At 42.3% G+C, this 26,000-nt stretch carries 22 protein-coding genes and 1 pseudogene; 22 read left to right on the top strand and 1 reads right to left on the bottom strand.

From position 1 onward, the window contains the following. Positions 1–67: 67 nt before the first annotated feature. On the bottom strand, positions 68–2,047 hold the full coding sequence (locus DSBG_RS06110) for a heterodisulfide reductase-related iron-sulfur binding cluster (protein ID WP_068963300.1): 1,980 nt from the start codon (positions 2,045–2,047) through the stop codon (positions 68–70). 581 nt (positions 2,048–2,628) lie between these two features. Here DSBG_RS06110 and speD point away from each other — a divergent pair. The 22 genes and pseudogenes from speD (at position 2,629) to hemC (ending at position 25,956) form a co-directional block, all read left to right on the top strand. Continuing rightward, positions 2,629–3,006, top strand: a complete 378-nt coding sequence (gene speD / locus DSBG_RS06105) for an adenosylmethionine decarboxylase (RefSeq protein WP_009621183.1) — start codon at positions 2,629–2,631, stop codon at positions 3,004–3,006. Between the two features lie 254 nt (positions 3,007–3,260). Further along, on the top strand, positions 3,261–4,028 hold the full coding sequence (locus DSBG_RS06100; protein ID WP_068963299.1) for a polyprenyl synthetase family protein: 768 nt from the start codon (positions 3,261–3,263) through the stop codon (positions 4,026–4,028). 21 nt (positions 4,029–4,049) lie between these two features. Beyond that, on the top strand, positions 4,050–4,901 hold the full coding sequence (locus DSBG_RS06095) for a UbiA-like polyprenyltransferase (protein WP_068963298.1): 852 nt from the start codon (positions 4,050–4,052) through the stop codon (positions 4,899–4,901). Between the two features lie 22 nt (positions 4,902–4,923). After that, positions 4,924–5,601: an FO synthase gene (locus DSBG_RS06090; RefSeq protein ID WP_068963297.1), complete on the top strand. Its 678-nt coding sequence runs from the start codon at positions 4,924–4,926 to the stop codon at positions 5,599–5,601. Between the two features lie 16 nt (positions 5,602–5,617). After that, complete coding sequence (mqnC, locus tag DSBG_RS06085; protein ID WP_068963296.1) at positions 5,618–6,700, top strand: cyclic dehypoxanthinyl futalosine synthase; 1,083 nt, start codon at positions 5,618–5,620, stop codon at positions 6,698–6,700. Between the two features lie 4 nt (positions 6,701–6,704). Then, entirely contained in the window at positions 6,705–7,469 is a 765-nt protein-coding gene (tatC, locus tag DSBG_RS06080; protein WP_068963295.1) for a twin-arginine translocase subunit TatC, read from the top strand. A gap of 12 nt (positions 7,470–7,481) precedes the next feature. After that, complete coding sequence (locus DSBG_RS06075) at positions 7,482–7,844, top strand: Sec-independent protein translocase subunit TatA/TatB (RefSeq protein WP_068963294.1); 363 nt, start codon at positions 7,482–7,484, stop codon at positions 7,842–7,844. A 7-nt stretch (positions 7,845–7,851) separates the two neighbouring features. After that, a complete protein-coding gene (locus DSBG_RS06070) occupies positions 7,852–8,820 on the top strand; it encodes a polyprenyl synthetase family protein (RefSeq protein ID WP_068963321.1) in 969 nt (322 codons plus the stop codon). A 224-nt stretch (positions 8,821–9,044) separates the two neighbouring features. Continuing rightward, on the top strand, positions 9,045–10,298 hold the full coding sequence (locus DSBG_RS06065; RefSeq protein ID WP_068963293.1) for a cytochrome c3 family protein: 1,254 nt from the start codon (positions 9,045–9,047) through the stop codon (positions 10,296–10,298). Positions 10,299–10,561: 263 nt separating this feature from the next. Continuing rightward, entirely contained in the window at positions 10,562–11,695 is a 1,134-nt protein-coding gene (locus tag DSBG_RS06060; protein WP_176716185.1) for a NapC/NirT family cytochrome c, read from the top strand. A gap of 33 nt (positions 11,696–11,728) precedes the next feature. Beyond that, positions 11,729–12,433 carry a tetratricopeptide repeat protein gene (locus tag DSBG_RS06055; RefSeq protein ID WP_068963291.1) on the top strand — a complete coding sequence of 235 codons (705 nt, stop codon included), beginning with the start codon at positions 11,729–11,731 and terminating at the stop codon, positions 12,431–12,433. An 18-nt stretch (positions 12,434–12,451) separates the two neighbouring features. Next, complete coding sequence (locus DSBG_RS06050) at positions 12,452–13,435, top strand: 6-bladed beta-propeller (RefSeq protein WP_242877428.1); 984 nt, start codon at positions 12,452–12,454, stop codon at positions 13,433–13,435. A gap of 114 nt (positions 13,436–13,549) precedes the next feature. After that, positions 13,550–15,289: a cytochrome c3 family protein gene (locus DSBG_RS06045; protein WP_068963290.1), complete on the top strand. Its 1,740-nt coding sequence runs from the start codon at positions 13,550–13,552 to the stop codon at positions 15,287–15,289. 168 nt (positions 15,290–15,457) lie between these two features. Next, positions 15,458–16,549 (top strand): NHL repeat-containing protein, encoded by a 1,092-nt coding sequence (locus tag DSBG_RS06040; RefSeq protein ID WP_083236748.1) that lies wholly within the window; start codon positions 15,458–15,460, stop codon positions 16,547–16,549. 131 nt (positions 16,550–16,680) lie between these two features. Next, a complete protein-coding gene (locus tag DSBG_RS06035) occupies positions 16,681–17,955 on the top strand; it encodes a cytochrome c3 family protein (RefSeq protein WP_068963288.1) in 1,275 nt (424 codons plus the stop codon). Positions 17,956–18,019: 64 nt separating this feature from the next. Further along, complete coding sequence (locus tag DSBG_RS06030; protein WP_068963287.1) at positions 18,020–19,798, top strand: Ig-like domain-containing protein; 1,779 nt, start codon at positions 18,020–18,022, stop codon at positions 19,796–19,798. Positions 19,799–20,089: 291 nt separating this feature from the next. Continuing rightward, on the top strand, positions 20,090–20,683 hold the full coding sequence (locus DSBG_RS06025; RefSeq protein WP_068963286.1) for a TetR/AcrR family transcriptional regulator: 594 nt from the start codon (positions 20,090–20,092) through the stop codon (positions 20,681–20,683). A gap of 93 nt (positions 20,684–20,776) precedes the next feature. Continuing rightward, a complete protein-coding gene (locus tag DSBG_RS06020) occupies positions 20,777–22,090 on the top strand; it encodes a cytochrome c biogenesis ResB family protein (RefSeq protein ID WP_068963285.1) in 1,314 nt (437 codons plus the stop codon). A gap of 15 nt (positions 22,091–22,105) precedes the next feature. After that, positions 22,106–22,958: pseudogene (gene ccsB, locus DSBG_RS06015) on the top strand (c-type cytochrome biogenesis protein CcsB). Positions 22,959–23,090: 132 nt separating this feature from the next. Then, complete coding sequence (locus DSBG_RS06010) at positions 23,091–23,729, top strand: precorrin-2 dehydrogenase/sirohydrochlorin ferrochelatase family protein (RefSeq protein ID WP_068963284.1); 639 nt, start codon at positions 23,091–23,093, stop codon at positions 23,727–23,729. Beyond that, entirely contained in the window at positions 23,705–25,045 is a 1,341-nt protein-coding gene (gene hemA, locus DSBG_RS06005) for a glutamyl-tRNA reductase (protein WP_068963283.1), read from the top strand. Before DSBG_RS06010 ends, hemA begins: the two co-directional genes overlap by 25 nt. Beyond that, a complete protein-coding gene (gene hemC / locus DSBG_RS06000; RefSeq protein WP_068963282.1) occupies positions 25,042–25,956 on the top strand; it encodes a hydroxymethylbilane synthase in 915 nt (304 codons plus the stop codon). The genes hemA and hemC overlap by 4 nt, the downstream gene beginning before the upstream one ends. Positions 25,957–26,000 lie beyond the last annotated feature (44 nt).

Genomic DNA, 26,000 nt, shown 5'->3' with positions numbered 1-26,000 from the left:
GGATCATTCAAGTCAAAGTAAGCTTTGCAACGACTGGATTAGGGAATATAATTAACCGACCTCTATACTATAGACTATTGTAAACAATTTCTGCAATGTCCATGCTTCTTATGTTTGTGTCCGAATTGTTTACGGCTTCCGATAACGTTGTTAGGCACAATGAGCAGGCGCTGGCAAGAATTTCTGACTCAGTTTTAAGGGCTTTACTTAGTAGAATGCTATTAATTTTTGTTTGTCCAATATCTTCCATCCATATTCGCCCGCCACCAGCTCCACAACAAAAGGCTCTTGATCGATTATTTTTCATCTCTATCAACTCGAGTCCTGGGATTGAGGTCAGAACATCTCTTGGGGCATCATAAACAGAGTTATATCTTCCCAAATAACATGGATCGTGAAAAGTGACTTTGAAATTAGTTGCTGCCTTTGGTTTAATTTTAGAGGATCTGATAAGTTCTAAAATATACTCAGAATGGTGCAAAACATGATAGTGCCCTCCGAACTGAGGATACTCATTTTTAAGAGTATCGTAACAGTGAGGACAATTAGTCACTATTGTCTTGAAATCATAATGGTTTAAAGTCTTAACATTTTCATGTGCTAACTGCTGAAAGAGTTTTTCATTACCGAGACGTCTTACAGAGTTCCCACAACATTTTTCGTCCATACCCAATAGGGCGTAATCAACACCCGCCTTTTCAAATAGCTTAAGAATTACCAGTGAGGCATTCTTATTACGAGATTCATAAGAACCATGACATCCTACCCAATACAGGATATCTGTCTGATTTTTCTCACTTATAAGAGGTACATGCAATTCTTTTGCCAAATAAAACTTACTATCTAAACTTAGGCCCCTTGGATTCCCCTTATCTGAGATATTTTTGAATACCTTTTGAATTTCAAGAGGATAGCTCGAAGCGGAAGACACGCTTCGTCTCATATCGACGATTCGTTTAACATGTTCAATATGGATTGGGCATTTGTCTTCGCAAAGTCCACACGTCGTACAAGACCATAATGTCTCTTTAGATATTATCTTGTCAAGTATAGAGTGGTCAAATACCTGACGTCTGTCTTTGAAAAAAGAATTCTTCTCGATTGAGTGCCTTTTCAAGCTTCGAATTACTGCTATGGGCGATAAGGGAGCTCCACTCATATAGGCAGGGCAGCCTTTTTGACACCTTTTGCAGGAGATACAAGCATCTAATTCCAGAAGCTGTTTCTTACTAAAGTCTTCGAGACGAGCAACCCCAATATTACTTAGTTCTTTGGAGGTTATATCCACTGGAGTTAATCCGCCTATAGATGAAAAAGACCTTAAAAAAATATTTAGTCCTGATGCAACCATATGAAATAACTTAGAATAAGGGATATAGGCAATAAACCCAAAGGCCAACAACATATGAAAGTACCATATAACGGCATGAACAGTTAGGGCTGTTACAACTGACAAACCCGTTTTTTGAGTTAGGATCGCGAAAAATAGACCAACTGGTGTCCAGCGTGCCCAAAGATCACCAGTGATGTAAATCCGTAAGCCCTCTAATATGAACCCAGTAAAAGGAATTATAAAAACGAGAATAAGTAAAAAAGAATCATCGAACGTGTAATCTTCATGGTCCGGTTTACTAATATATCGTTTATAGGTGGCCATTCCTATTCCAATCATGGTTATTAGACCAAACAGATCCATCAACAGGCTAAGTATTAAGTACTTCTTTCCATAGAATAGCTGAATACCAAAATGATCTTGAATGGCTATAACCAAAGTCCCTATTGTTAAAATGATAAACCCATAAAATACACCGAGGTGCATATATCGACGGAAGGTCCCTTTGAAAATTTCTTTATCATGGCGGATTATCGATGAAAAAAACATTTTTATTCTCCAACCCAAGCTATCATAATAGAAATGCCGTCCTTGCTGCCAGCTCCAAATTCTCGTACAGAAACCTATTATAAAGACAACGAATGATATTAGGGCGAAGAAATACATAATGCTCTTACCATTGGCATTCCAAAATAACTGCCTAGTTGCCTCCATTGAAAAACCTCCATTTATTATCCCATAGTTCCCTTGAATCAGATTTGCTGTCGCAGAATCCACACGTCATTGTATCATCTGAAGCGGTATTTTCAGTTTAAATCCCTTAGAAGTTTGAAGATTTTCAAAAACCTAGGCGCTACTCTTAGCAAAAGAAGGTTTTTCGATATTTTCTTTTCTAACGCATTAATCGTTTTGAATTATAACATAGGGCTTGAACAGATTTCTAGAAAAAGGATAGTTTCTTAAGACAAACAATAGCCTTTATCAGAAACCGCAGATACATCATAGAGGGCCAGATAAGAGTGTGGACTAAGTTCAAACGAACCGTTTTTTTCATATAATTGTTATAACGAGGTGAATAGATAAGTAATTTAGAGGAAAACGGACCTAAGCATACCTCATCCTAGTAAAATTACAAACTATCCAAGGATATCAAGGAAAAATAAATTTTTTTATTGACAACACTAAACTTTGTGCTAAAATTTAACCTGATGGAAATTTGGGGTTAACCGGAGGCAGAGACGACCGGCTCAGATTCTTTCCTATTTTTTGAGTAGAAAAGGGGGCAACGATCACAATTGGCAAATTCTCTTGGACGTCATGTGTTGGCTGAAATTTATGGGTGTAGTTTCGACATTTTAAACGATCGTGAAAAAGTCGAAATGCTTATGGTCAATGCAGCTTTAGAAGCTGGTGCCGAGGTACGTGAGGTAGTTTTTCATAAGTTTAGTCCTCAAGGGGTGAGTGGTGTAGTTGTAATTTCTGAATCGCACCTAGCCATCCACACGTGGCCAGAACTCGGATATGCAGCTGTAGACGTCTTTACTTGCGGGGACCGTGTCAATCCCTGGGATGCCTGTAACTATTTAACGGATCATTTCAAAGCAGGTCATATGACCGCAACGGAAATAAAGCGGGGAATTGTTGAGGATCCAAAGGAAGCGGTAAATATTTAGGAGGGATATTTATTTTACTCCGGACTAAGACAAGTGCGGAAAAAGAAATCCAAGGGTTATACTTTTTAAACTGTACTTGATAGACCTTGTGACTGAAGAAGTTGCAGGGTCTATTGTATTTCAGGTTGTTTACATACTATTGCAATAATAATGTCATATTATCAGAGTAGATTATATAAAAAGTGCAGGACTTTGAGTAAGTATATCGAATATATAATAGGTTAATGTCTGAATGGATGACAAGGAGCGATAAGATGGTTCCGGTAGATTTCAGCTTCACAGAGAAACTGAACATGGTACAGGCGCGTTTGCGCACAGAAATGAATTTTAAGCCAGCAGATTTTGAAGAATTGGTTAAGCTGGATATGGATGAACTTGATCGAACGGTTTTTCCGGCGATTGTTTTAGCCGTAAGTGGGGCCTGTGGCGATAATGGGCAAAAACCTGAGGCCTTGGCGACCATTGTACAATTTGTTTTTATGGCTAATAGGGTTCATGAATTAATGAAAGATGATCTGGATATCGCGGAGGACCTCCGACAGTTTCCGGTGCTTGTTGGAGATTTATTATATGGAAAGTTCTTTTTAGAGCTCTGCCGTGAGAAACTACTACCCTTTCTAGACCCTCTGGCTCAGGTTATAGGAACAATGAGCGAGGGGGGGATATCTCGATGGCTTTCCCGGGACTCAAAACTTAATAAGGATGAATGGCTTCAAATAATTGAAATGGAAAGTGCGTCACTAACCGCCTTAGCGGCCCGTCTTAGTGCTGAACTTGCTGGCGTTTCTCTGCCTCTACAGCGTCGCCTTGAAGCGTTTGGCTGGGAATTGGGATTAGCATGGGGTGTATGGAAGGAACGTTTAGAGAAGACATTAGTGCAATCGATCCTTCAGCGGGCTAACAATATCCTAGATGAAATTTCGTCTGGATCACAGCTTCAGTTACAACCTCTCCTTGAGGTGTTGCATTACATAGCCAAGCAGCTAAACACAGATTATAATCCTCTTGAGGCAGGATCGTGATGAACGGAGTAGAGTTAGAGTATGCATAAACTAAAAGTTTTCTTTGAAATGATTAAATTTGAGCACACGCTTTTTGCCCTGCCTTTTGCATATTTAGGCGCTTTCTTAGCATCAAATGGTGTTCCGTCAGGATCGAAGCTTTTCTGGATTACCTTAGCCATGATAGGAGCCAGGACAGCGGCCATGTCTTTGAACCGATTGATTGATCGGCATATTGATGCGCGTAACCCTCGGACGGCTCAAAGGGCACTGCCGGCAGGCCAGCTTAAGGTAAATGAAGTTTACCTTTATACGGTCCTTTCTTTTCTGTTACTTGGCTATTCGGCGTACAAACTCAATCTTTTGGCTTTGTGGTTAATGCCAATTGCCGTTTTCTTCCTTGTTTTATATTCGTATACCAAACGGTTTACATGGGCATGCCATCTTACCTTAGGGATTTCCTTGGGCTTAGCCCCGGCAGGGGCTTGGATCGGAGTAACGGGTCATTGGGCTTTAGCACCTATTCTTTTAGGGTTTGGGGTCATGACTTGGGTTGCAGGTTTTGATGTCGTTTATGCTTGCCAAGATGTAGAATTCGACCGCAAAGAAGGGCTGCACTCGATTCCAGCAATTTTTGGGGTGCAAAGAGGTTTGGAAATTTCGTCGTTTCTGCATATACTCGCACCACTGTTCTTTATTGCCGTTGGAGTGGTTATGTCTATGAGTTGGCTTTTTTATTTTGGTGTTGCCATTGCCATTGTTCTACTCTTTCGCCAGCATCGCCTTGTCACTGCCGATGACTTTTCTAAGATTGGCGTTGCCTTTTTCGACCTTAATGGGTATTTGAGTATCTTACTATTTGTATTCTCCGTCTTGGATTTAGTCTTATTATGATAAAGTGGAGGAGGGGGACATTATGCACGCACTGTTTGCTCAAAGCGAACTCAGTGACCTAGTGGAGAAAGTAGAGAATGACGAACGATTAGGTTTTGATGCCGGTGTTCGCATGATGAACAGTCAAGACCTCTTGGCCCTTGGGTATATGGCTAATGTTGTTCGTGAACGAAAAAACGGCAACAATACCTATTTTATGGTCAATAATCCTATTAACCATTCAAATGTTGGTACTGATCGCTTAAATGCGACGATGATCTACGGGCATATTGCAAGGCCCGAGGAACGAATTGACCATTTGATACAGCTACGAGCGCTTCAGGACAGGCAGAGCGAGTTTCTAGCGTTCATTCCACTTCCCTGTGACCCCAAGAACACGCAATTTGAGGGAATAATGGGTGTGAAAAATACAACGGGATTTGAAGACCTGAAAATGCTTGCACTTTCACGGATTCTTCTCGATAATTTTGATCATATTAAAGCGTTTTGGATGATGCTCGGCCCCAAATTAGCTCAAGTTTCGCAGGCTTTTGGGGTGGATGATTTAGATGGTATCGTGGTGGAGGAAGCAATTTTTACCTCAGCCGAGGCTGAAACGAATTTAGGAATGAGTAAACGGGCCTTGATCCACATGATTAAAACAGCCGGACGAGATGCGGTGGAACGAGATATTCTCTATCGTGTCCTTAGGACTCATTAGGACAGGGGGGAAGTATATGCAACCAGATACCTTGAAAATTATCGAGCGACGGTTATCCGGCGAACGTTTATCCCTCGCGGATGGGGTAAAACTATTACAAGATGCCGATCTTCTTTCTTTAGGCCAAGGAGCGGATCTCGTTCGAGGTCAGATGCATCCGGAAAAAGTCGTCACGTTTGTGATTGACCGGAATATTAACTATACCAATGTTTGTTCATGTCAATGTAAGTTTTGTGCCTTTTACTGTAAGCCCGAAGATCCAGAGGGATATATTTTGTCAAGCAATGAATTACATGCTAAGATTGAAGAAACAATTTCGGTGGGGGGAACTCAGCTCTTGATTCAAGGGGGATTGCATCCTGATTTGGATATAGTATACTTTGAGAATCTCCTGCGCGATATTAAAGCCCATTACAGCATCCACGTTCACTCCTTTAGTCCTCCAGAAATATGGGATCTAGCAAACAAATCCCAGCTGAGTCTTGAGGAAGTCATTCGTCGTCTCAGAGATGCAGGCTTAGATTCTATTCCCGGGGGAGGGGCTGAAATCCTTGATGATCGTGTACGTCATCTAATTAGCCCCAATAAAATAAGTTGGCAACAATGGATGGATGTAATGACCACAGCACATAAGTTAGGTATGAAATCCACCGCGACAATGATGTTTGGGCATGTTGAGACGTTTGAAGAACGGGTTCTGCACATGATTCGTGTGCGTGAGGCCCAGGATCAAACGAGTGGATTTACAGCTTTCATCCCTTGGAGTTTCGCACCAACGAACACAGAACTTGGAGGCGAGGGAAGTACAGGGGTTGAGTACTTGCGAACACTCGCTGTAGCACGTCTGATGCTCGATAATGTGCCCAATATCCAAGCATCCTGGGTTACCCAAGGAGCAAAAATGGCACAGGTGGCCTTGCGTTTTGGGGCTAATGATTTCGGGAGTACTATGTTAGAAGAGAATGTAGTTCGGGCTGCTGGTGTGCAAACGCGTGTCCCGTTACAAGAAATTATACGTTGTATTGAAGATGCCGGTTATCAAGCTGTCCAACGCAATACGCACTATGAGTGGTTAAAGGAGTACGGGAAGGAAGTGTAGGTGAATGCGCAGGCGTAAGCGACAGCTCGATGAGGGCAATTTGCCGTTGATGGAACATATTAAAGCCCTACGCAAAGTACTAGTTATAGCAGCTTATTCCATTGCGCTTGGAACCATTATTGGATGGTTCATTAGTGATCAAGCTTTTGCCTATTTAGCACGTCCGGTGACCCAGTTAAAAACTATTAATTTCATCACTACAACTCCAATGGAACCAATGTTGGTTAAGCTGAAAGTTTCTCTGTTTATTGGTGTTGCGCTTTCGCTTCCGATCATTATGTGGCAGATATGGGGTTTTGTGCTACCAGCATTGAAGCAAAATGAACGGAAGTATTTATATATTATTGTTCCTAGCTCGGTACTTCTCTTTATTGGCGGGGCTGCTTTATGTTTTTACCTGGTACTTCCTGTCGGAATTAAGTTTTTAATGTTTCCAGGTGGCGGGGGTGTTCAATCGACGCCATTTGTGACGAAAACGTCTTACTTAAGTTTTCTGCTAACCTTTCTCTTAACGTTTGGATTGGTATTTCAACTGCCGATTGTTTTGTTGATCTTAATTCGCATAGGAATACTGTCCCCCAAGACCTTAGCCCAAAAAAGGCGTTGGGCAGTATTAGCGATCATCATTATGGCTGCTGTGGTTTCCCCGACACCAGATTTGCCTACCCAACTCCTCATGGCAGGACCAATGTATCTCCTCTATGAAATTAGCATTTGGCTGGGGTATTTGGTCGCTCGGAGAAGAGAAACTGACCTAGCGTTGAAATAAGGGGGCGAAGACATGGGTTTGACAGAAATCATCTTAATTTTGGTTATTGCTCTTATTTTATTTGGGCCAGAGGATCTGCCGGATATCGCTCGGACGTTGGGTAAAGTAGTTTTTGAAATTCGCAAAGCAACTAATGAGTTAACCAAAGAGTTTCAAAGTTCTTTAGATACCCCAGCAAATGTTCTAAATAAAGCATTTGAACAGACGATTTCGTCAAAAACTTCTGAGCAGGAAACAGTCATCCCACCAAAAGAAGCGGAAGATATTAGTAATGACGAGAAATTGTTGACGTATGAGGACGAAAAACCGGATGATCCACTGGCGGAACTACCATTAGATATGGTATCTTATGAAGAAAAGGGTGCAAGCAGGTGAACCGCTTTTGAAACAACTCTGGCTCTTCAATCAGATAAATTCAGATCTACAACGGGTTGAAAAGGAACTGACAAAATTCGTGGAGACGGATTATCCGATTCTCCATGATTCGGCTGTCCATTTATTGACTGCTGGTGGGAAACGATTGCGTCCGGCATTTACGCTCTTAGCTGGAAAGTTCTACGGTTATTCCTTGGAAAAGTTAATGCCCGTGGCTATGGCCTTAGAGCTCATTCATATGTCTTCACTAGTCCATGATGATGTCGTGGATGCATCAATGACTAGAAGAGGGCGACCAACAGTTAAGGCTAACTGGGGTAATATAGTTTCCGTGGAGACGGGAGACTATTTATTTGCTAAATCATTGGTACTTATAGCTAAGATAGATCATCCAGAAGTTTCGCGTATCTTAGCAGAAATTAGTGTTGAAATGTGCCAGGGAGAAATTCAGCAGATTAAATCCTCCTTCGATGTAGAACAAAATCTAAAGCAGTATTACTACCGTATAAAACGTAAAACTGCCTTGTTGATCTCTGCTTGTTGCAGAATAGGGGCATTGGTTACGGGAGCTCCCCAGCGTCAGGTTTGGGCATTGGGTGCTTATGGGCATTCACTGGGAATGGCCTTTCAGATTGTCGATGATGTTTTGGATATAACGGCCAAGGCTTCTGAATTCGGAAAACCGATCGGCGGAGATTTACGTCAAGGTATTATGACGTTACCCATGATTCTAGCCCTTCAATTATCACAGGAGCCCTCGCGCTTAAAGGTATTGCTAGGAAAAATGGAAAAAACGGATGATGAAGTGTCCGAGACTATTGAACTTATCAAGAGCACCGGAGCTATCGATGAATCTATGAATCTGGTCGACTTATATGTGAAGAAAGCTAAAAAACATCTTCAAGAACTCCCCTTGGTTCCAACACGTAAAGCTTTAGAAGAGTTAGCTGAGTTTATCAGAGTTCGTAAGTTTTAAGTTCCCATTTGAAGATTTAAACAATTAAAAGGAACCTTGTAATTACATGAATTACAAGGTTCCTTTTCTGTTCCATATATTGGGTAATTGAAATTGTATTCAAATCGAATGACTTATGTTAAAATGAAGTCGAATTTGTGAACAATTTGTGAAAATAATGAAATAAAAACAATATAATGTCGAATAATATCGTATCAACGCCTAGAAAGACGGAGGTCAACCTAATGATTTTCACGAGAATGGGGAGCAGGGTCAAACAATCGTTCGCTAAGGTAGGGCGCTTTATTACCGGCGGCAAGAAGAAGTTGTTAAGCTTTAACCGCAAACAACTGTTGTTAGTTGGTTTAGGCGGTGTTGTAGCGATTTCTCTGCTAACTGGGGTGGCTTTAAAGGTAACATCGACGCCACAATTCTGTAGCAGCTGCCATGAAATGTCCCCAGAATACGCTACTTGGGAAACCAGTTCTCATTCTAAGATTGCATGTGTCACTTGTCACATAGAACCGGGTGCCGTGAGTTTGGTTACGCATAAGATGAGTTCGCTTAAACAATTATATTTACACCTTACGGGGAAAATCCCAGAAACAATCGTTATGCCTGACCCGATAAAAAATGAAGTGTGCGAAGAATGTCATAGTACTGCGCGTAAAGTGACGGCATCGGGGGATATCATCATTCCTCATGACAAACATCTCCAACAAGGGATTGCTTGTGTAGCCTGTCACGCTGGTGTGGTTCACGGTTATGTTGTCGAACGGGGCTTAACGGCGAAAAAAGATGATTCGACTTGGACGGCAACTAAGGCCGAAACAGTAAGCACCTTTGATGACACCAAACTGGCAATGGAAGTATGTCTTAACTGTCATGAACAAGTAAACGAAGGGAAGAAGCCCTGGTTAGAGAATCAAGGCCAAGGGCAAACGGAAAAGCAGAGAGCGGAGGAACAGGGACAACTGAAACAAGTAGCAGCAAATGCTACCGGTAAGCTTTCTGAGCCCGCCCAATCCGTAACGCCCACCAATGATAGCGGATTGCATCCCCCCATGAATTGCAGTGCGTGTCACACAGCAATCAAGACCCCTGATTCTCATCAAAAGGAGGATTGGAAAGCAACTCACGGAATTACTGCCAGCCAAGATGTCACTTATTGTGCATCTTGCCATTCACGGGAAAAAGAGCGTGTTCTGGTGACCAAGAATACCAAGGTACAAGATTATGCTCGTAGCAACACATTTTGCGCAGATTGTCATGCCAAACGGCCTGAAGGACACTTAGCCGGCAAAGAAGAATGGTTACCGGCCCATCCTGCGGTCATACAGTCAAAAGGATCTGACGGCTGTCTAACGTGTCATGATATTGACAAACCAACCCCTCAGCCTCAATCGTCACAAAACCAGTTTACTGGGCAAGCTCTTCCTAGTCCTAACCCGGTTTACTGTGATCAATGTCACTGGTTCAAAAACAATAAGGTTAAATAAAGTTGGATTATAACGTTAAATGGGTTAAAACCCTCTAAAGATTATTAATGGGCAGTGTAAGAGGCCACTATCTTCTACCGGTCGAGATCAGATATCCGGTTCGTAATGAGGTCTGCTTACACTGCCATATTTTCTCCTGTACTACGAATACTACGAAATGTTTTTTGCGTGCCAGATTGTGAAGTTTGCAACAATGCGTCTGACCGGAGTAATGTTATATACCCCAGAAGTATGGAGAGGAGGGCTACGTCATAAGCGTCAAATTGTTTAAAACCAAGAAGAAATTTTTACTAATTGTTCTTTTTATACTAGTCGGCTTAGCGGCCCTCTTCTGGGGAACATTTCAGAAGACATCCGAGACTTCTTATTGTTCATCGTGTCATCTAATGAAACCTGAATTTTATACATTGCAAGCTTCATCGCACAGTCAGTTAGAATGCGTTGCCTGCCATGTTGAGCCGGGTATCCTGACCAAAGTAAAGTATAAGCTTATTACCGTAGAGGAGCTTTTTGCCACTCTTACGGGTAATTATGGGATTGCGATTACATCGACAACACCGATCCCAGATGCAACATGTACTCAATGTCATGACATGAATACACGGAAGGTGACCCCTTCCGGAGATCTCATTATCCCGCATAGCAGCCACACCCAAGCGGGGGTCAGTTGTACTGAATGCCATACTGGGGTTGCTCACGGAAATATAGCAGAGAAACGGGCGACCTTCGTAACAGATTACGGAAAATGGGACGAATCAACAGGAAAAAACTTCATGTCAGATGTGTCGAGTATTCGACCAAACATGGATGTCTGTATAAATTGCCATAAAGTACGAAATGAACCCCTAAATTGTAGTGCTTGTCACACAACCTCGATGACCCCGAGTTCGCATAAGGCTGAAACCTTTATTAACGGGGGACATGGAGAACTAGCAAGCAAGGATATTAAGAGCTGCGATTCATGTCACTCCTATATGAGTAAGGAGCCAGTGGCAGTTTCCAAAGAGAATGATGGTGCATTTCAACAGTTTCTTGCTAAGGACAATGGAAAGTCGTCAATCATATCAGCAAGTGACTATGCCAAAGCTAACACGTTCTGTAAGGATTGTCACCAAAAACGTCCTCCAAGTCATATTGAGAATTTCAATCAGACTCATGGGGGTTTGGCTGAGCAAAATAAAGATAGATGCTTTACCTGTCATGACAATAATCCACGAGGGGATTCCCCGGTAACGAAGGTTACTTGTGCAACTTGTCACCCGTCGATTCACAATAAAATTCCCTGGCAACGGAGCCATCCAGTTCCCTTACCGGAAAAACCGCAAGTAACTGAGTTTTGTTATAACTGTCACAGCGAAAATACGTGCGGGAAATGTCATTCATCAAGTAAAAAATAAAAATTATACCTTTTAAATTGGGAGGGAATCAAAATGATTGAAAATAAATTGGTTTTAAATAATAAAGTTGGAACCATCAAGGTACAACAGCCGCCTTCAATTAAGTCTCCTAAATCTCGAAAGGATAGCTTCACACCTTTGACCAGCGCAATTTTAATTCTCTTAACTCTGGTAGTAAGTGTAGGAGGATGGTACGGTGTCGGAAAATATTTCTTCTGGAGCGATCTTGACATGAAGAGAGTCAATGCCCAGTTGGAATTTTACAAACAAAAGGTGCAGACTGAACCAAATAACACCGAAGCAAGAGTAAATCTCGGATACACCTACTTCCTTAAGGGAAACGATGGTCAGGCAATTCAAGAATTTAACCAAGTATTAGTTATTGATCCTAAGGATTTCGATGCCTATTACAACTTAAGCTTGGTTTTGATTAAAGAAAAAAGATACAACGAGGCCTTACAAAAGTTGAGTAAAGCAGGTGAACTTTCGCCCCGAGATTACAAGGTGCCTTTCCAAAAGGGGATAGTCTATCGAAACCTAAAAATGTATAAAGAAGCGACAGATTCGTTAAGTCAAGCTAATGTGCTGATGCCGGCAAATACCGATATTATCTATGAGATTGGTATGGTAGCAGAAGCTCAAGGGCAAAAAGATGAAGCTACCCAGATCTACAAACAAGTTCTCTCGTACGATCCTCTTTACAAACCCGCCATCGTAGCTTTAGAGCGTCTCAAGTAATAGGGATGGAGTGAGATAATGAAAAAAAATAAAGTGTATCTTAGTATGTTAGCAACATTTGTTCTAGTAACGACAGTGTTTTGTTATTTCTTCTTATGGAAAGACACCAACTTATCGGCGCAAGTTCAGAAGGTCGTTAATAGTAAGGCTCAACCAGTCTTTAGCGAGATGATCTACGGCGGTTTCGGTGACGACGCCCTCAACAAGCCCATGGACGTTGCTGTAATAGACCAATTTGTCTATGTAACAGACACTAATAATAAACGAGTTCAGGTCTTTGACCTAGGGGGAACCCCTTTCTTCAAGTTTGGCAAAGAAGGGACAGGAAAAGGAGAATTTAAATTTCCTTATGGGATTGCTGGGGATAAACAAGGCCAAGTTTATGTTTCCGATCTCTACAATGGCTGTATCTCTATTTTTGATAGCAAAGGTAAATTCATAAAGTATTTTGCTGAGAAAGATCCCAATGAAAAGCTGATTGAAGCACCAGGGAGTCTGCGAATTTCTGGAGACAAACTTTATGTCACGGATATCAAGAAAAGTAAGGTTCTAGTCTTCAATATGGAAGGAAAGCTTGTCAAGGAAATTGGCGGGCTAGGCCAGAAGGCAGGGCAGTTCCAGGCACCAAACGCGCTCACGGTCGATAAAGACGGAAACCTCTATGTAGTGGATACGGGCAATCAAAGAGTGCAAGTCTTTGATAAAGATTACAAATATGTACGCTCCATTAACGGATCTGCAAATGGTGCTGGTGATTCTATATTCGTGAACCCAAGAGGTATTGGGGTTGATTCTCGCGGTATTCTCTACGTTGTAAGCAATCTTACGCATCTCGTTAATGGGTTTGACCTAAGTGATAAGACAGGAAAGAAACTTTTCAGTTTTGGTGGCAACGGGGAATCCAATACACAGTTTTCTCTGCCCAACGGACTCTTTGTAGACGAAAATGACAATGTCTACATTACCGATTCTTCAAACCAGAGAGTTGCTGTGTATAAGTAATACGGATTCATCAATGGGGATTATTGAGGGGGGGGGTCCTATAGGCAAGGCTAGATAAGGCATATAGGAAGAAGGAAATTGTTCTGCGTAAAAAGAAGGAGGGTAACCGATTAGATGAAGAAAAGATTTTTAGGCTCGGTACTGGGACTTACTATGGTATTATCATTATCGATAGTAGGCGTAGCTTTCGCAGCCAATACTAGTGGTGATGGCACTAACACCGCTGGAGGAACTTATCCTATTCAATATCCTGTTGGTGATCAGGTACCGGGAAATGATCTTACAACTACTATTTCCACGACAGACGCTGCTCATGACAATGGTCTAATTAATGCCAACCAAACTGGGGTAGGTGTAGGAACTAATGATGGTACAACAGCCACTTCAGTAGCTAAAGTCAAACCTAAAGAGAGAGTTCACGGGGAGTACCAAAACAACACCGACTCCTGTGCAAGTTGTCACCAAACACACACCGCGGCTGGCGATAACTTAACCTTCAAAGACGGAGTGTATGATACCTGTATTGCCTGTCATGATGGTACCCTTGGCGTCTTGAACGTCTTCCAAGGTTCCACAGCTGGTACCTTTGGTGGCAACAAGGCCGGAAACGCATCTATGCATCTATCGACAGGTGCTATGGAAACCAAAGCGGCACCTGGTGGTAACCATCAGAATACAAGCTCAAATGTCGATGGAGGAACAGGCTGGAACTCAGAATTTAACTGCGCAAGCTGCCATTCTCCACACGGTTCGTACAGTGACCGTTTGCTTAACTACAACCCGAACGGTATCGGTAGCACTGATATGTACTTCGAAAAAACAGTTGGAACTTATTTAAATGCAGACGGAACTACATCTACTGGCAATGTACCAGTAAAAAGTGGTGGTTTGAAAGTAGTTGGAGCAACAGTATACACTACTTTGCCAGCGACTACTGCCGTACCCGTTGACGTCATTGCCTATAGAACGACGGCCGGAGATGCTACTTTGGGAGCAAATCCTGTTTCCCAGGAAGCTTCAAGCGTTCCAGTTATTGTTTTGATGAAAAAAAGTGGTACAACTTGGGTTCGTGATATAACTCCATGGATTAATGACTCCGCGGGTAGTGGTAAGTATACGACATTTACCAACTTCTATGATGCTAGCAAAGCGAAACTTTCATACTCTCCAAATCCCACCACAACCACTGATCTAATCCTTAAGCTTGGATATGCATATGTGAAAGACGGTCTTGCAACCGGTCTTACTAAAGTTGCAACCGTAGACATTTCTCGTGCAGTTGTTGTTAAATTTGACTTCAGCTCAATTGATGAAGGAAACTTTAATGGTATTCCAGTTAAACAAGTCGATATCAATAGCTACGCTAAGGCTGGGTATGGTGTGCAAATTGCTAATTTCTGTGCCGCCTGCCACACTGATTACCTTGCTAAATCTGGAACCCAAACGGGTGTATGGTCTCAAGCATTCCGTCACACCACAACTAGCGACACCTATACTTGCTTGAAGTGTCACTTCGCACATGGTACAGACGTTACTGTAATGCTCGATTCTAAAGATCAATCAGTTGCAACATTGAGTGCTCCAGGAGGACAATTTGCCGGTGATGTGGCAGGCGCAACAAACTACTTGCTCGATGTGAACCCATCTTCAGCTCTCAAACGGTACACGAACATGTCAGTTTGCTGGAAGTGCCATACCAGCTCCCACTCCGGAGACTTTATCAACAACGAATGGGTACAAGGAGGCGTCAGCTCCGGTGTTAATGCTTCTACTGAGTATAACACTGGTGGTACAAGCCTTCCTACTGGTTGGGTAGATCCTAATGCAACTACTCTCCCTTATGGTACTAAATAATTATAACCAAGAAGTAGAAACAAACGTCTAAACCAACAGAAACCACCTGCCTAGGGCAGGTGGTTTCTCTAAAACCCCCTAACTAGATTTGAATCAGACCTCTTATTCAGTTAAATAATTTACATGGAGGGGTTATGTAATGGATAAACTAATCTGAAAGTACACCAGATGCACGCGGGCCGCTTACGGAAAATTGACCGCCTTGTACTGGGGAAGAAGGTTAAAGATATGGTTTTTTCACGATTCGCCCGCTTCGAACGGAAAATTTTTTTTAAGAAAAACCGCTTAATTGCTGTTTTAATATTGTTGGCTGTTATCGGAATCGGAGGATACTGGTGGAAAGTTCATTCTGGACCCTCGGTTGCTCCCTTGACCGCCGAAACTGTCAAAGCGGGTCTACCTCACTATCTATACACAATCGATGGGAGAAATAATTCGTATAATCCCGCCAACTCAGGCAATTCACTAAAGGGTCCGTTAGCTGTCGCAGTTTCCGCTGACCGTGTCTTTGTAGCTGATACAGGACACTCCCAGGTTCAGGTGTATAGTCGTAATGGTAAATGGGCCGCTACTTGGGGGAAGGGAAAGTTAAACTATCCCTTTGCACTCACTTTCAGTAATAATATGCTTTATGTTGCTGATTCCAACTTAATGGAATTATTTGTTTTTGATGCCAAAGGTAATGAGCAAAAGCCGCTTCTCAATAAACAGAGGCTGACCTTAACGACTGGTAAACAAGGAGAAATTATTCGCCCGACAGCGGTTCAGGTCGGGATGGATAACCTTATATATGTGGCTGATGTAGGCAATCAGGTGGTTATAGTTATGGATGCTAGTGGCAAAATTTTACGATATTTTGGTGGATCAGGAACAACGGATGGTAAATTTCAATATCCTAATGCCTTAGACGTTGGGAAAAACGGCAAGGTTTATGTGTCAGACTCTAATAACGGCCGGATTCAGATCTTTGATCAGAAGGGGCAGTTTCTGTATAAGATTACTGGATCACAGGGAAAAAATGGCCCGCTTGCTCTGCCAAGAGGCCTGGCGGTCACTGATTCAGGGTTTATTTTTGTTGTCGATGTTTTTTTGCATAGCGTCCGGGCTTTTGACGAGGCCGGTTATGAGTTATGGACCTTCGGCGGTAATGGTAGTGGTAATGGCCAGTTCAACTTCCCAAACGGACTCTGCCTTGATAACGAAGGAAGAATTTATGTGACTGATCGAGAAAATAACAGGGTGCAGGTTTACGGCTACTAACATGGAAATCCTGCACCTTTCTATAATAATTATGAAAAAAGCTTCTTAAGTCGTAATGTAATCAGCTCCTGAGCGAAAGAGGAACATATGCGCCCAAGGGGTACTATTTATTAAGAAGGGCGGGGTGAATAATGGTGATCTTCTCTAAACGCTATTTATTGCTTCTCTTCTTTGGTGTTATCATGTGCCTGTCTTTCTTTTGGCCTGATCAAGTGGTTAAAGCAGACATATTACAGGGCATCAACGAAGTCTCGGTTGACATAGCAGCGCCTGAAAACCAGCCTCCTAATACCAGCCAGGTCTCACTTACCTGGGAATCAGTACCACCCGCAAGCGGTGGTACGATCAGCTATGATATAGAGAAGAGTACCGACGGTGGTCTAACATTTGTGCCTTTAACCAATACGACTACTTTAACTTGGACTGATAGCGCAGTCGCGAATTATACCAACGTCATTTACCATCTCAGGAGCAAAGAGACCGTCGGTACGACAACTACCGATAGTCCTTTCAGCAGGCCCGTTAATGTCTTTCCTCCAGATATAAATGTCCATGACAACTATATGAGTAATACTAATCTTTGTAAGACCTGTCATATCACTCATAATGGGGAAACGGCTCAACTCCTTAATGTACCGACGGCTTCGGCCTTATGTCTTACTTGCCATGAGGGATTAACAAATTCCAAATATGATGTGGTCAATGGTTATACTAAGACAGTGGATGGTATTGCGCGTTCTTTAGGTGGAGCGTTTGGGCATAATGGAGTTGATGGGGATGTTTGGAATGGTGATTCTACTACGTCTGCCCATATCTTCGATGAGACTACGGCTGTAGCAGCACCCGGTGGGATGAACGCCAGCCAGACCATGGGTTGTACTTCTTGTCACAGTGGGCACGCTACCGGTAATTACCGGATGTTAAAGAATACTATTTCTGTTCCTACAGCGCCAAATACCTTGACCCCGGTCGATGTCAACGTGGTTGCGGGTGCCAAGGCTAACGATCCAAGTTCGGGTGAGACTCCAGTGTATATCTCAGGGGTCGAAAGTCTTTGCCAGGGTTGCCACGCTGACTATACTGCTGCTGCTGCTGGCGCTGGCGGGAGTGGACCAGGGGCACCGACCGCGTCACAGTATAATACGCCAGGAATGTATCGCCATCCTGTAAATATTGCTCCGGCTGACAAATCCTTAACGACTACTCTGCCTCTTGAAGGGATAGCTAGGGATAATACGGATAAAATAACGTGTCTTACCTGTCACTATTCCCACGGCTCAACGGTTAAAGATGCTAATGCTTCCACCGTAGTGGCAGGGGATGGAACTAGTCTTCAAACGACTGTATCAACAGATTTAAAAAGAATGGATGGCATGAAAGTGTGTGAAGACTGCCATAAAAAATGAGGATTAATATAAGAGCAATTATGAAGCAAAAATACTGGCCCTGTTAGTGGGAGGAGGGAATGAAGTGAGCGCTAAAAATTATTTTAGCATTACCTTAATTACAACTCTAATAATTATTCTATTTAACTTACCTTCTCCTGTCTATGCGACATCGGGAACAGCAACCGTAATCTCCACTCTCCCAGCCTCTGGACAAACGCAGGTAGACCCTGAGAGCGCTATTTATGTTACGTTTGACCTGGCCATGAATCCAGCAACCTTTACACCGGCAAATTGCAAGTTAACAGTGAAAAATTCTACACAAGAAGTTAATCTATTAAGTATTCACTATGAGGCTACAAACCCTACGAATACTAACCCGTCGAATCCTATAGCTGTGCTGATTCCAGCAGCTCCACTCAAGTTATCGACAGATTATCAGGTCGTTATAACAACGGGTGTACAGGATAGCAATAATACTTCTTTGGTTCAAGATTATACCTGGTCCTTTAAAACGGCTGATTCTCCGCAAGCTGTAGTTCCTTCCGTTATTTTGACGACACCATTGCCTGGGGATTCGATGGTTGGCTTGAGCAAGCTCATTCAAGCTAGTTTTAATCATGATATGGACCCCAGTACCATTACTAACTCTACCTTTGTCCTTAACGATTCAGCAGGCAATCCAGTATCTGCACAAAGCATTTCGTATGACCTGCAAACTCGAACGGCTAAATTTACACCAACAACAAATTTAAAACCCAATGAAAACTATCAAGTGACGATTACCAAAGATGTTAAAGAAACAAATAAAGATATAAATGGTAATGAAATACCGCTAGCCCAAGATTTCGAGTGGTCATTCACAACAGGTACGAAACCTAATTTTGATCCCCATGGTAACTACATCTTAAATAGTTCTGCCTGTAAATCTTGTCATCAAACCCATACTGCTGAAGGAAAGGGGCTCCTAAGCAAAAGTGCTCAGACCCAAGTATGCTATACCTGTCATGACGGTTCTGGAAGCAGTACTAACTTAAAGCAAATTATGAATCAAACAGGTGTGACTCAAAGTTATCACCCGATCATGGATACCGGTAACCCTAACGTTACAAGCATACTGCAATGTACAGATTGCCATAACCCTCATGGAGATAAAGATGGGCAGGGACAGTATTATCCGAACTTGCTTCGTGCTTCAGATGGCACGACGACCGCTTATCAAGGGGTCGACTTCTGTATCGTCTGTCATAACTCAAAAGATCCCAAGGGATGGGATAAATCTGCTTATAAGTCATCAATTCATTTCGATGAGGGAATAGATTGTAGTTCTTGTCATGCCCCCCACAGTTCAGCGAACCAAAATTTGAACGTTCAACCAGTTAATAATCAATGTTTAAGTTGCCATACAACTGTCAAAACTGACTTTTCACAAACGTATCGCCACCAGGCAGAGTGTGCCAATTGTCATGACCCTCATACGCTTAAATCAGGCAATATTACGTTAAGTTCAGGCAATGAGTTGTGTTTTAAATGTCATGCCTCATCACAATATGGAACTCCAAGTCAAGCAGATAACACTACTTCTGGTTTCTCCAACGCTTTGCAACCAAACCTGCATAATTTTTCGGACAGCTCGGGGGGGCATGTAGGGCTTGATTGTTCTTCATGTCATATATCAGTATCCCATGGATATTTCCGAAAAGGGTTGCTCGGCGTTACCAATGATAATAACCCCTTAGTTGGTGTAGGTAACAAGATTACATCTATTGATAGCGGAGCAGAGACCGGTCTGTGGCAGCATTCCTCATGTACAACGTCTTGTCACACTCCAGAACCTGTGCCCCTACCTGATTCAGGAGCATGAGATATAAGTCCCTCTCGCCAAAGGTCCTCATAGGAAAAATAATTCATGGGACAAAGTGGTTGAAAATAGCGATATCAGCTTTGAATGAGTTATTTTGATCATTATAAGGGCTACTTTTACCCTAGAGTAGCCCTTTCTTTTTGGTGTTCAAAATTGCTGAATGAAATCTCAAGATGAGTGCATTCATCTGTTGACAGCCTCAAGACTTACAAATATAATAAAAATGAACAAGTTCAATAATTGAGAGCATTCATTTTTAAGGAGGTTAAAATCTTTCGGGAGGTGGTAGAAATGCAGCAAGAAAAAATTAGCAGGCGTGAGAGGAAAAAACTACAGACTAAAAAGACAATATCCGAAATGTCTTTAAAATTATTTTATAAAAAGGGACTGAATGAAACTACTGTTGCCGAAATAATGGAGGAAGTAGACCTCGGAACGGGCACTTTTTATAATTACTTCGACTCCAAGGAAGCAATACTTAAATACTGCCTTGCTGAAAGAATAACCAGTGCTCAACAAACTATTGAAGATATACGAACATCCTCGTTTAATGCAGCCCAAAAAATATCCCAAATGCTGCAAGTTGTAGGAAAAACCTATGAAGAAAACCAGCCATTAATAGGATTATATATGAACTTTTACCGAAATAACGAAAACGTCGATAGGAAGGCACCTCATGGTCTTAGATTTAAAGAGGTTCTATCCAGTATCATTTTAGAAGGACAAGATAATAATGAGCTTAGAAGAGATATTCCCCCCGATATTATTAATGAGATGTTTTCCGGTATTCTTCAGTCCACGATGTGCAGCAACCTGGAACTTCCTTTTATGGAAAACATTCAATATAAACTTTCTATGCTTTTAGAAGGTGTTATTAAGAAGTAAGGGGCAAGTAAGGCTATTGATTGAATATCGCATATATCAATAAAGTTGTGCAAATAATACAACGACAGGTCTTAGACTTAGGAGGGCAATTTAATGGTTGAAAATTCAAAGGGTTTAACTGACCGAATTTGGGGAGCCTTTAGTTCAATGAAACTTGGACTAGCCCTGTTGGGTATTATTGCTTTTGTGGCAGGAATAGGCACATTAATACCACAAACAGCGCAGGATCCCGAAAAAGCTAAAACTGTGGGCCAACTTTGGCAAATGATGGGGTTTACACATCTTTATAATACTTTTTGGTTTCGCTTGCTGCTGGGTTTTTTGTGCATCAACCTCATTGTGTGTAGTCTTCAGCGACTGGGTGGTATTTATCGTCGCACGTTTAACCTAACGCCTCCAACTGATCTTAACAGAGTTCCACAGAAGACTAGAAAAGTGGTTAAAGGAGAGCTGGCTCCGTTGCGGGAATCAGTCCAGGAGGTTTTGAAGCAAAAAGGATATCATTTTAAGCTTAGCGACCAATCTGATCAGTGGAGTTTTTTAGCTATAAAGCGCCGCTTAGGAAACTGGGGATCGTTTATCACCCACCTTTCGTTTGTAGTTTTAGTCATCGGAGCTTTATTAGGTTCCGTCTTAGGATTTAAAGGATACTTTATGGCTGGGGCTGGAAATACCCTTCCCATACAAACAATTCAGCTCTCTAAAGGGCAGGTCACAGATACGTTTAGCGTTCGCATTAATTCTGCTGAGGATCGGATGTTACCCAATGGTGAACGAGATAATTGGTATACGGATATGAGCATTCTAGAAAATGGACAAGAAGTGGCTAGAAAGACCTTGTCGGTAAACCATCCCTTTGAGTATAAGGGAGTTACCTTCTATCAAGCAAATTTTGCCAATGGTACCAGCTTTACGGCAGATATGAACGGTCAAAAAACTCCGGTCGTTTTGCAGGATCAGGGACAAAGTTATTATCAAGCTCCAGGAACTGATCTCTATCTCGTAACAGCAATTGATCGGAATTCGTCGTCACAGAAACCAGACGTTCTTTTTCAAGTATATAAAGGTAACGGAGCGGATCCGGTTCAATCTGGAAAGCTTACGTCCGGTCAAACGATTGATGTTCAAGGAAAATATAAATTAACGTTTAATGGCTTAGCCGGATTTACCGGGTTACAAGTCAAGAAGGATCCAGGGGTCGCTGTTATTTGGCTAGGTTGTGGGCTGTTGCTGGGAGGATTACTGCTTTCCTTTTACTGGCAACCTGTGGTTCTTTCAGGGATTCTACAATCCGAAAATGAAATAAAAGGGACCTTAACAGTGGGAGTGTTATCTCGTAAGACGACAGTTAGTACCCGCGAAGCTTTAGAACAATTTGTTAGTTCTGTCACAAAAATGTTGGGATAACGAGGAGGGCACAGTATGTTAGAAAGCCTCGAAACAAGTATGTTTTATATTTTGGTAATGGCTTGTACCTTATGTATGGTGTTGTACTGGGTTTGGTTAGGTACCAAAAAAGAATTTGTTGGGCGTTTAGCAACGTCTCTTACGATCATTGGAGTAATCGCCAGCACTGTTGCCATCATCCTCAGGATGATCACGTCAGGTCATCCACCACTTTCCAATGGCTATGAATTCCTCTTGACGTTTTGTTTGGGAATTATGGCGGTTTATCTATATGCTGAATTTCGCTATAAACTCAGGTCCCTTGGCGCCTTTGTTATGCCTATTCCTTTCCTGCTTTTGATGTTCATTATTATGAGCATGGGGCCTGAAGAAAGAATTGCTCAAGCCGTACCTCCAGCACTGAAGAGCCAATGGCTCACATTCCACGTAATTACAGCAATGTTTGCCTATGGTGCTTTTGCCGTATCTTTCGGGTTGGGGATTATGTATCTGCTTAAACTTAGTAAAGAAGACACCGGAAAAAAAAGGCAGCCCGCAGGGGATTGTCTCGCGTTTCCCTGCGTTAGAAGTACTAGATGAACTGGCCTATAAAGTTGTTGGCTTTGCCTTTCCGCTTTTGACGCTCTGCATTATTACGGGCGCAATATGGGCAAATTATGCTTGGGGAACTTACTGGTCTTGGGACCCCAAAGAAACGTGGTCTTTGATTACTTGGATTATTTATGCAGGTTACTTGCATGCTCGGTTAATGTATGGCTGGAAAGGAAGAAGAGCAGCATGGATGGCTGTCTTTGGTTTCGTAGCGGTATTATTTACGTTCTTTGGAGTTAACTATTTTCTACCAGGATTGCACTCTTATGCCTCATAATTGTATTTGTCAGAATAGAGAGAATTGACTTATTTAATTTGTAATTAACAAGAAATTTCATTTTTTATGAAAGGGAAAATGTTAGAATAGAAGCTAAACAAGTATGAAAGTTGGAGAAGGTGACTGTTTTTCATGCCAAAGTATTATCCATTATTTATGGACGTTGAAGCTCAGCCGGTTTTGGTTGTTGGGGGTGGAAGTATAGCTTTAAGAAAAGTTCAGACCCTCATGGATCATGGGGCCAAAGTTCATATTGTCTCCCCACAGCTCATTCCGGAATTGAAGGCCCTGATCAATGATAATTCTTGTCTTTGGTCAGAAAAGGCATACTCGACAGATGATATTCAAGAGGCTATCTTAGTTTTTTCATGTACTGAAAAAGAGGAAGTTAATGCTAAAGTGTCCAGCGATGCTAAAGCCCACCATCGACCAGTCAATGTCGTTGATGATCCTGAAAAATGTAGTTTTATTGTTCCGTCAATCATGGAACAAGGCGATTTGAAGATTGCCGTATCCACTGGAGGAAGCAGTCCCATTGTAGCAAGGCAGGTCCGCGCAGAGCTGCAAGCTCAATATGGCCAAGAAATGGCCGAATATCTTACTCTACTGAAAACTTGGCGAAATAAAGCCAAGTTTAGCTTGTCGCCTGAAAAAAGAAGTATCTTTTGGAGTAGGGCCACGGACGGCGAAGTGAGAAAACTCATCAAGAACCAGCAATTAACTGAGGCAGAAGGAGTGGTTGAGAAGTGTTTCCTGTCGCTATTGGATTAAATCATCGAAGTGCGCCAGTCGAAATTCGGGAAAAAATGAGTTTTCATCCCTCCCAAATGCCCCATATTTTAAGAGAACTTAAAAGTTATCCGGGACTCGAAGGAGTTGTGATTCTTAGTACCTGTAACCGAACTGAGGTTTATGCTGCAACGACGGATGTAGAAGTAGGGATTCGATCGATTAAGAATTTTCTAGCTAATCACCATAGAATCGAGGAAAATCTGCTTGAGCAGTATCTGCATGTCCACACTTTATATGATGCCGTGCGTCACTTGTTTCGTGTTGTATCTGGCTTGGATTCGATGGTACGGGGTGAAACTCAAATTCTAGGACAGGTCAGCAATGCTTATCAACAAGCGAACGAAGCTGAGGTCACAAATAAAACGATGAATGTGCTTTTCCAGACGGCCTTAGCGGTAGGTAAACGCGTACGCACGGATACTTTAATTGACCAGCACCCTGTTTCTATCAGTTATACGGCGGTAGAACTTGCTAAACAACACTTTGGAGAACTCCGAGGCAAAGGAATTTTAATCATGGGAGCCGGAGAAATGAGCAGCCTAACCGCCAAACACCTAGTTGCCGCAGGAGCCACTACTGTCTTGGTGTCTAACCGGTCTTATGAAAAAGCTGTAATCTTGGCAGAAGAGTGTTCAGGACAAGCTGTGCGTTTTGATGATATGGATCAATACCTTGAGAAAGTGGATATAGTAATTTCTGCAACGGCTTCGACACATTTTGTCCTCCTGCCGGACCGCATGCAGGAGATCATGAACAAGCGAAAGGGATGTCCCATGCTGCTAATTGATATTGCAGTACCGCGCGATATTCATCCTGAGGTGGGAGAGATTCCTGCTATTACTTTATTTGACATTGATGATTTGCGGGGGGTAGTTGATCGCCATCATCAAGAACGTGAAATAGCAGCAGTGAACGCAGAAAAGATAGTTGAAGAAGAAATGCTCCTTTTCCTCAAATGGCATAATTCCTTATCGGTTGTCCCAACAATTTTAGCTTTACAAGAAAAAGGAAAAACGATTAAAGATGCGCTGCTTGATCGTGCACTCGAGCGTTTAAGCGGGTTAACACCGAATCAAGAAAAAATCGTTTCCTCAATGGCTAATTCCATCGTTAACCATCTCTTGCATTTACCCATTACGAACCTCAAAGAGTATGCGAATACAAGCCAAGGCCATCTCTACACTGAAATTTTGCAAAACCTCTTTGATTTGGATGTTGGAGAAGAGGCTAAACGACATACTTCGAAAGTCAATGAAACTTCGGGGCAAGTGCACCATCATAGGAGGGCAGAATGAAGAATAATATCCGTATTGGAACTCGGGACAGCCAATTAGCAATGTGGCAAGCCGAGTGGGTACAAAGTCAACTAACTATGTTTTATCCGCAGCTTAAATTTGAACTTGTCCCTATGAAAACCAAAGGGGATAAGATTTTAGATGTTCCCCTTTCTAGAATTGGGGACAAAGGTTTATTTACTAAGGAACTGGAACACGGACTTATAAATAATGAACTTGACATGGCTGTTCATAGCCTTAAAGATATGCCAACCTTATTACCAACAGGGTTAATGATAAGTGCTTACTGTGAACGGGAGGAACCAAGGGACGTTTATTTAAGTAAAAGTGGAATCCGTCTTGAGGAATTGCCTTCAGGGTCGATCATCGGTACAAGTAGCCTGCGCAGGAAATCGCAATTAAAACACTATCGACCGGATCTTACCTTTATGGATCTGCGCGGAAATCTTCAAACGCGTTGGAAAAAATTGCTTGAGTCCGACATGGATGGAATTGTTCTTGCCGCAGCTGGTGTGAAACGGCTGGGTTGGGAAGAACGAATCACTCAAATCCTGTCTGAAGACATGATGCTTTCAGCAGTTGGCCAAGGGTCAATTGCTATAGAAATTGGTGAAAATCGTTCGGAAATCCATGAGTTGTTATCGCGCTTGAATCATAGTGATACAGAACAAGCGGTATGTGCTGAGCGTGCATTAATGCGCAAACTTGAGGGTGGCTGTCAAGTCCCCATTGGAGCTTTAGCACAAGTTATGGAAGGCCAGATTATTCTGCGAGGGATGGTGGCAAGCTTAGACGGGGAGCGCTTGATCAAAGCTGAAGCCAAAGGTGTCGATCCTGATGAAGTGGGCCAAGATGTTGCAAGTCGTCTGATTGCCTTAGGGGCCAACGATATATTAGCAGAAATACGATAGGGGACTTTTCACTTTAGTATAGATAATTAAGCATGGTGAGATGA

This window comes from Desulfosporosinus cupriresistens, assembly GCF_001707885.1.
Classification (GTDB): domain Bacteria; phylum Bacillota; class Desulfitobacteriia; order Desulfitobacteriales; family Desulfitobacteriaceae; genus Desulfosporosinus.
This window is presented reverse-complemented; position numbering and strand designations above follow the sequence as displayed.

Excerpts from the sequence above, each read along its gene's own strand:
- DSBG_RS06110 (WP_068963300.1), bottom strand. The coding sequence starts at position 2,047 with ATGGAGGCAACTAGGCAGTTATTTTGGAATGCCAATGGTAAGAGCATT.
- DSBG_RS06100 (WP_068963299.1), top strand. The coding sequence starts at position 3,261 with ATGGTTCCGGTAGATTTCAGCTTCACAGAGAAACTGAACATGGTACAG.
- DSBG_RS06095 (WP_068963298.1), top strand. The coding sequence starts at position 4,050 with ATGCATAAACTAAAAGTTTTCTTTGAAATGATTAAATTTGAGCACACG.
- DSBG_RS06090 (WP_068963297.1), top strand. The coding sequence starts at position 4,924 with ATGCACGCACTGTTTGCTCAAAGCGAACTCAGTGACCTAGTGGAGAAA.
- mqnC (WP_068963296.1), top strand. The coding sequence starts at position 5,618 with ATGCAACCAGATACCTTGAAAATTATCGAGCGACGGTTATCCGGCGAA.
- tatC (WP_068963295.1), top strand. The coding sequence starts at position 6,705 with ATGCGCAGGCGTAAGCGACAGCTCGATGAGGGCAATTTGCCGTTGATG.
- DSBG_RS06075 (WP_068963294.1), top strand. The coding sequence starts at position 7,482 with ATGGGTTTGACAGAAATCATCTTAATTTTGGTTATTGCTCTTATTTTA.
- DSBG_RS06065 (WP_068963293.1), top strand. The coding sequence starts at position 9,045 with ATGATTTTCACGAGAATGGGGAGCAGGGTCAAACAATCGTTCGCTAAG.
- DSBG_RS06055 (WP_068963291.1), top strand. The coding sequence starts at position 11,729 with ATGATTGAAAATAAATTGGTTTTAAATAATAAAGTTGGAACCATCAAG.
- DSBG_RS06050 (WP_242877428.1), top strand. The coding sequence starts at position 12,452 with ATGAAAAAAAATAAAGTGTATCTTAGTATGTTAGCAACATTTGTTCTA.
- DSBG_RS06045 (WP_068963290.1), top strand. The coding sequence starts at position 13,550 with ATGAAGAAAAGATTTTTAGGCTCGGTACTGGGACTTACTATGGTATTA.
- DSBG_RS06040 (WP_083236748.1), top strand. The coding sequence starts at position 15,458 with ATGCACGCGGGCCGCTTACGGAAAATTGACCGCCTTGTACTGGGGAAG.
- DSBG_RS06035 (WP_068963288.1), top strand. The coding sequence starts at position 16,681 with ATGGTGATCTTCTCTAAACGCTATTTATTGCTTCTCTTCTTTGGTGTT.
- DSBG_RS06025 (WP_068963286.1), top strand. The coding sequence starts at position 20,090 with ATGCAGCAAGAAAAAATTAGCAGGCGTGAGAGGAAAAAACTACAGACT.
- DSBG_RS06020 (WP_068963285.1), top strand. The coding sequence starts at position 20,777 with ATGGTTGAAAATTCAAAGGGTTTAACTGACCGAATTTGGGGAGCCTTT.
- DSBG_RS06010 (WP_068963284.1), top strand. The coding sequence starts at position 23,091 with ATGCCAAAGTATTATCCATTATTTATGGACGTTGAAGCTCAGCCGGTT.
- hemC (WP_068963282.1), top strand. The coding sequence starts at position 25,042 with ATGAAGAATAATATCCGTATTGGAACTCGGGACAGCCAATTAGCAATG.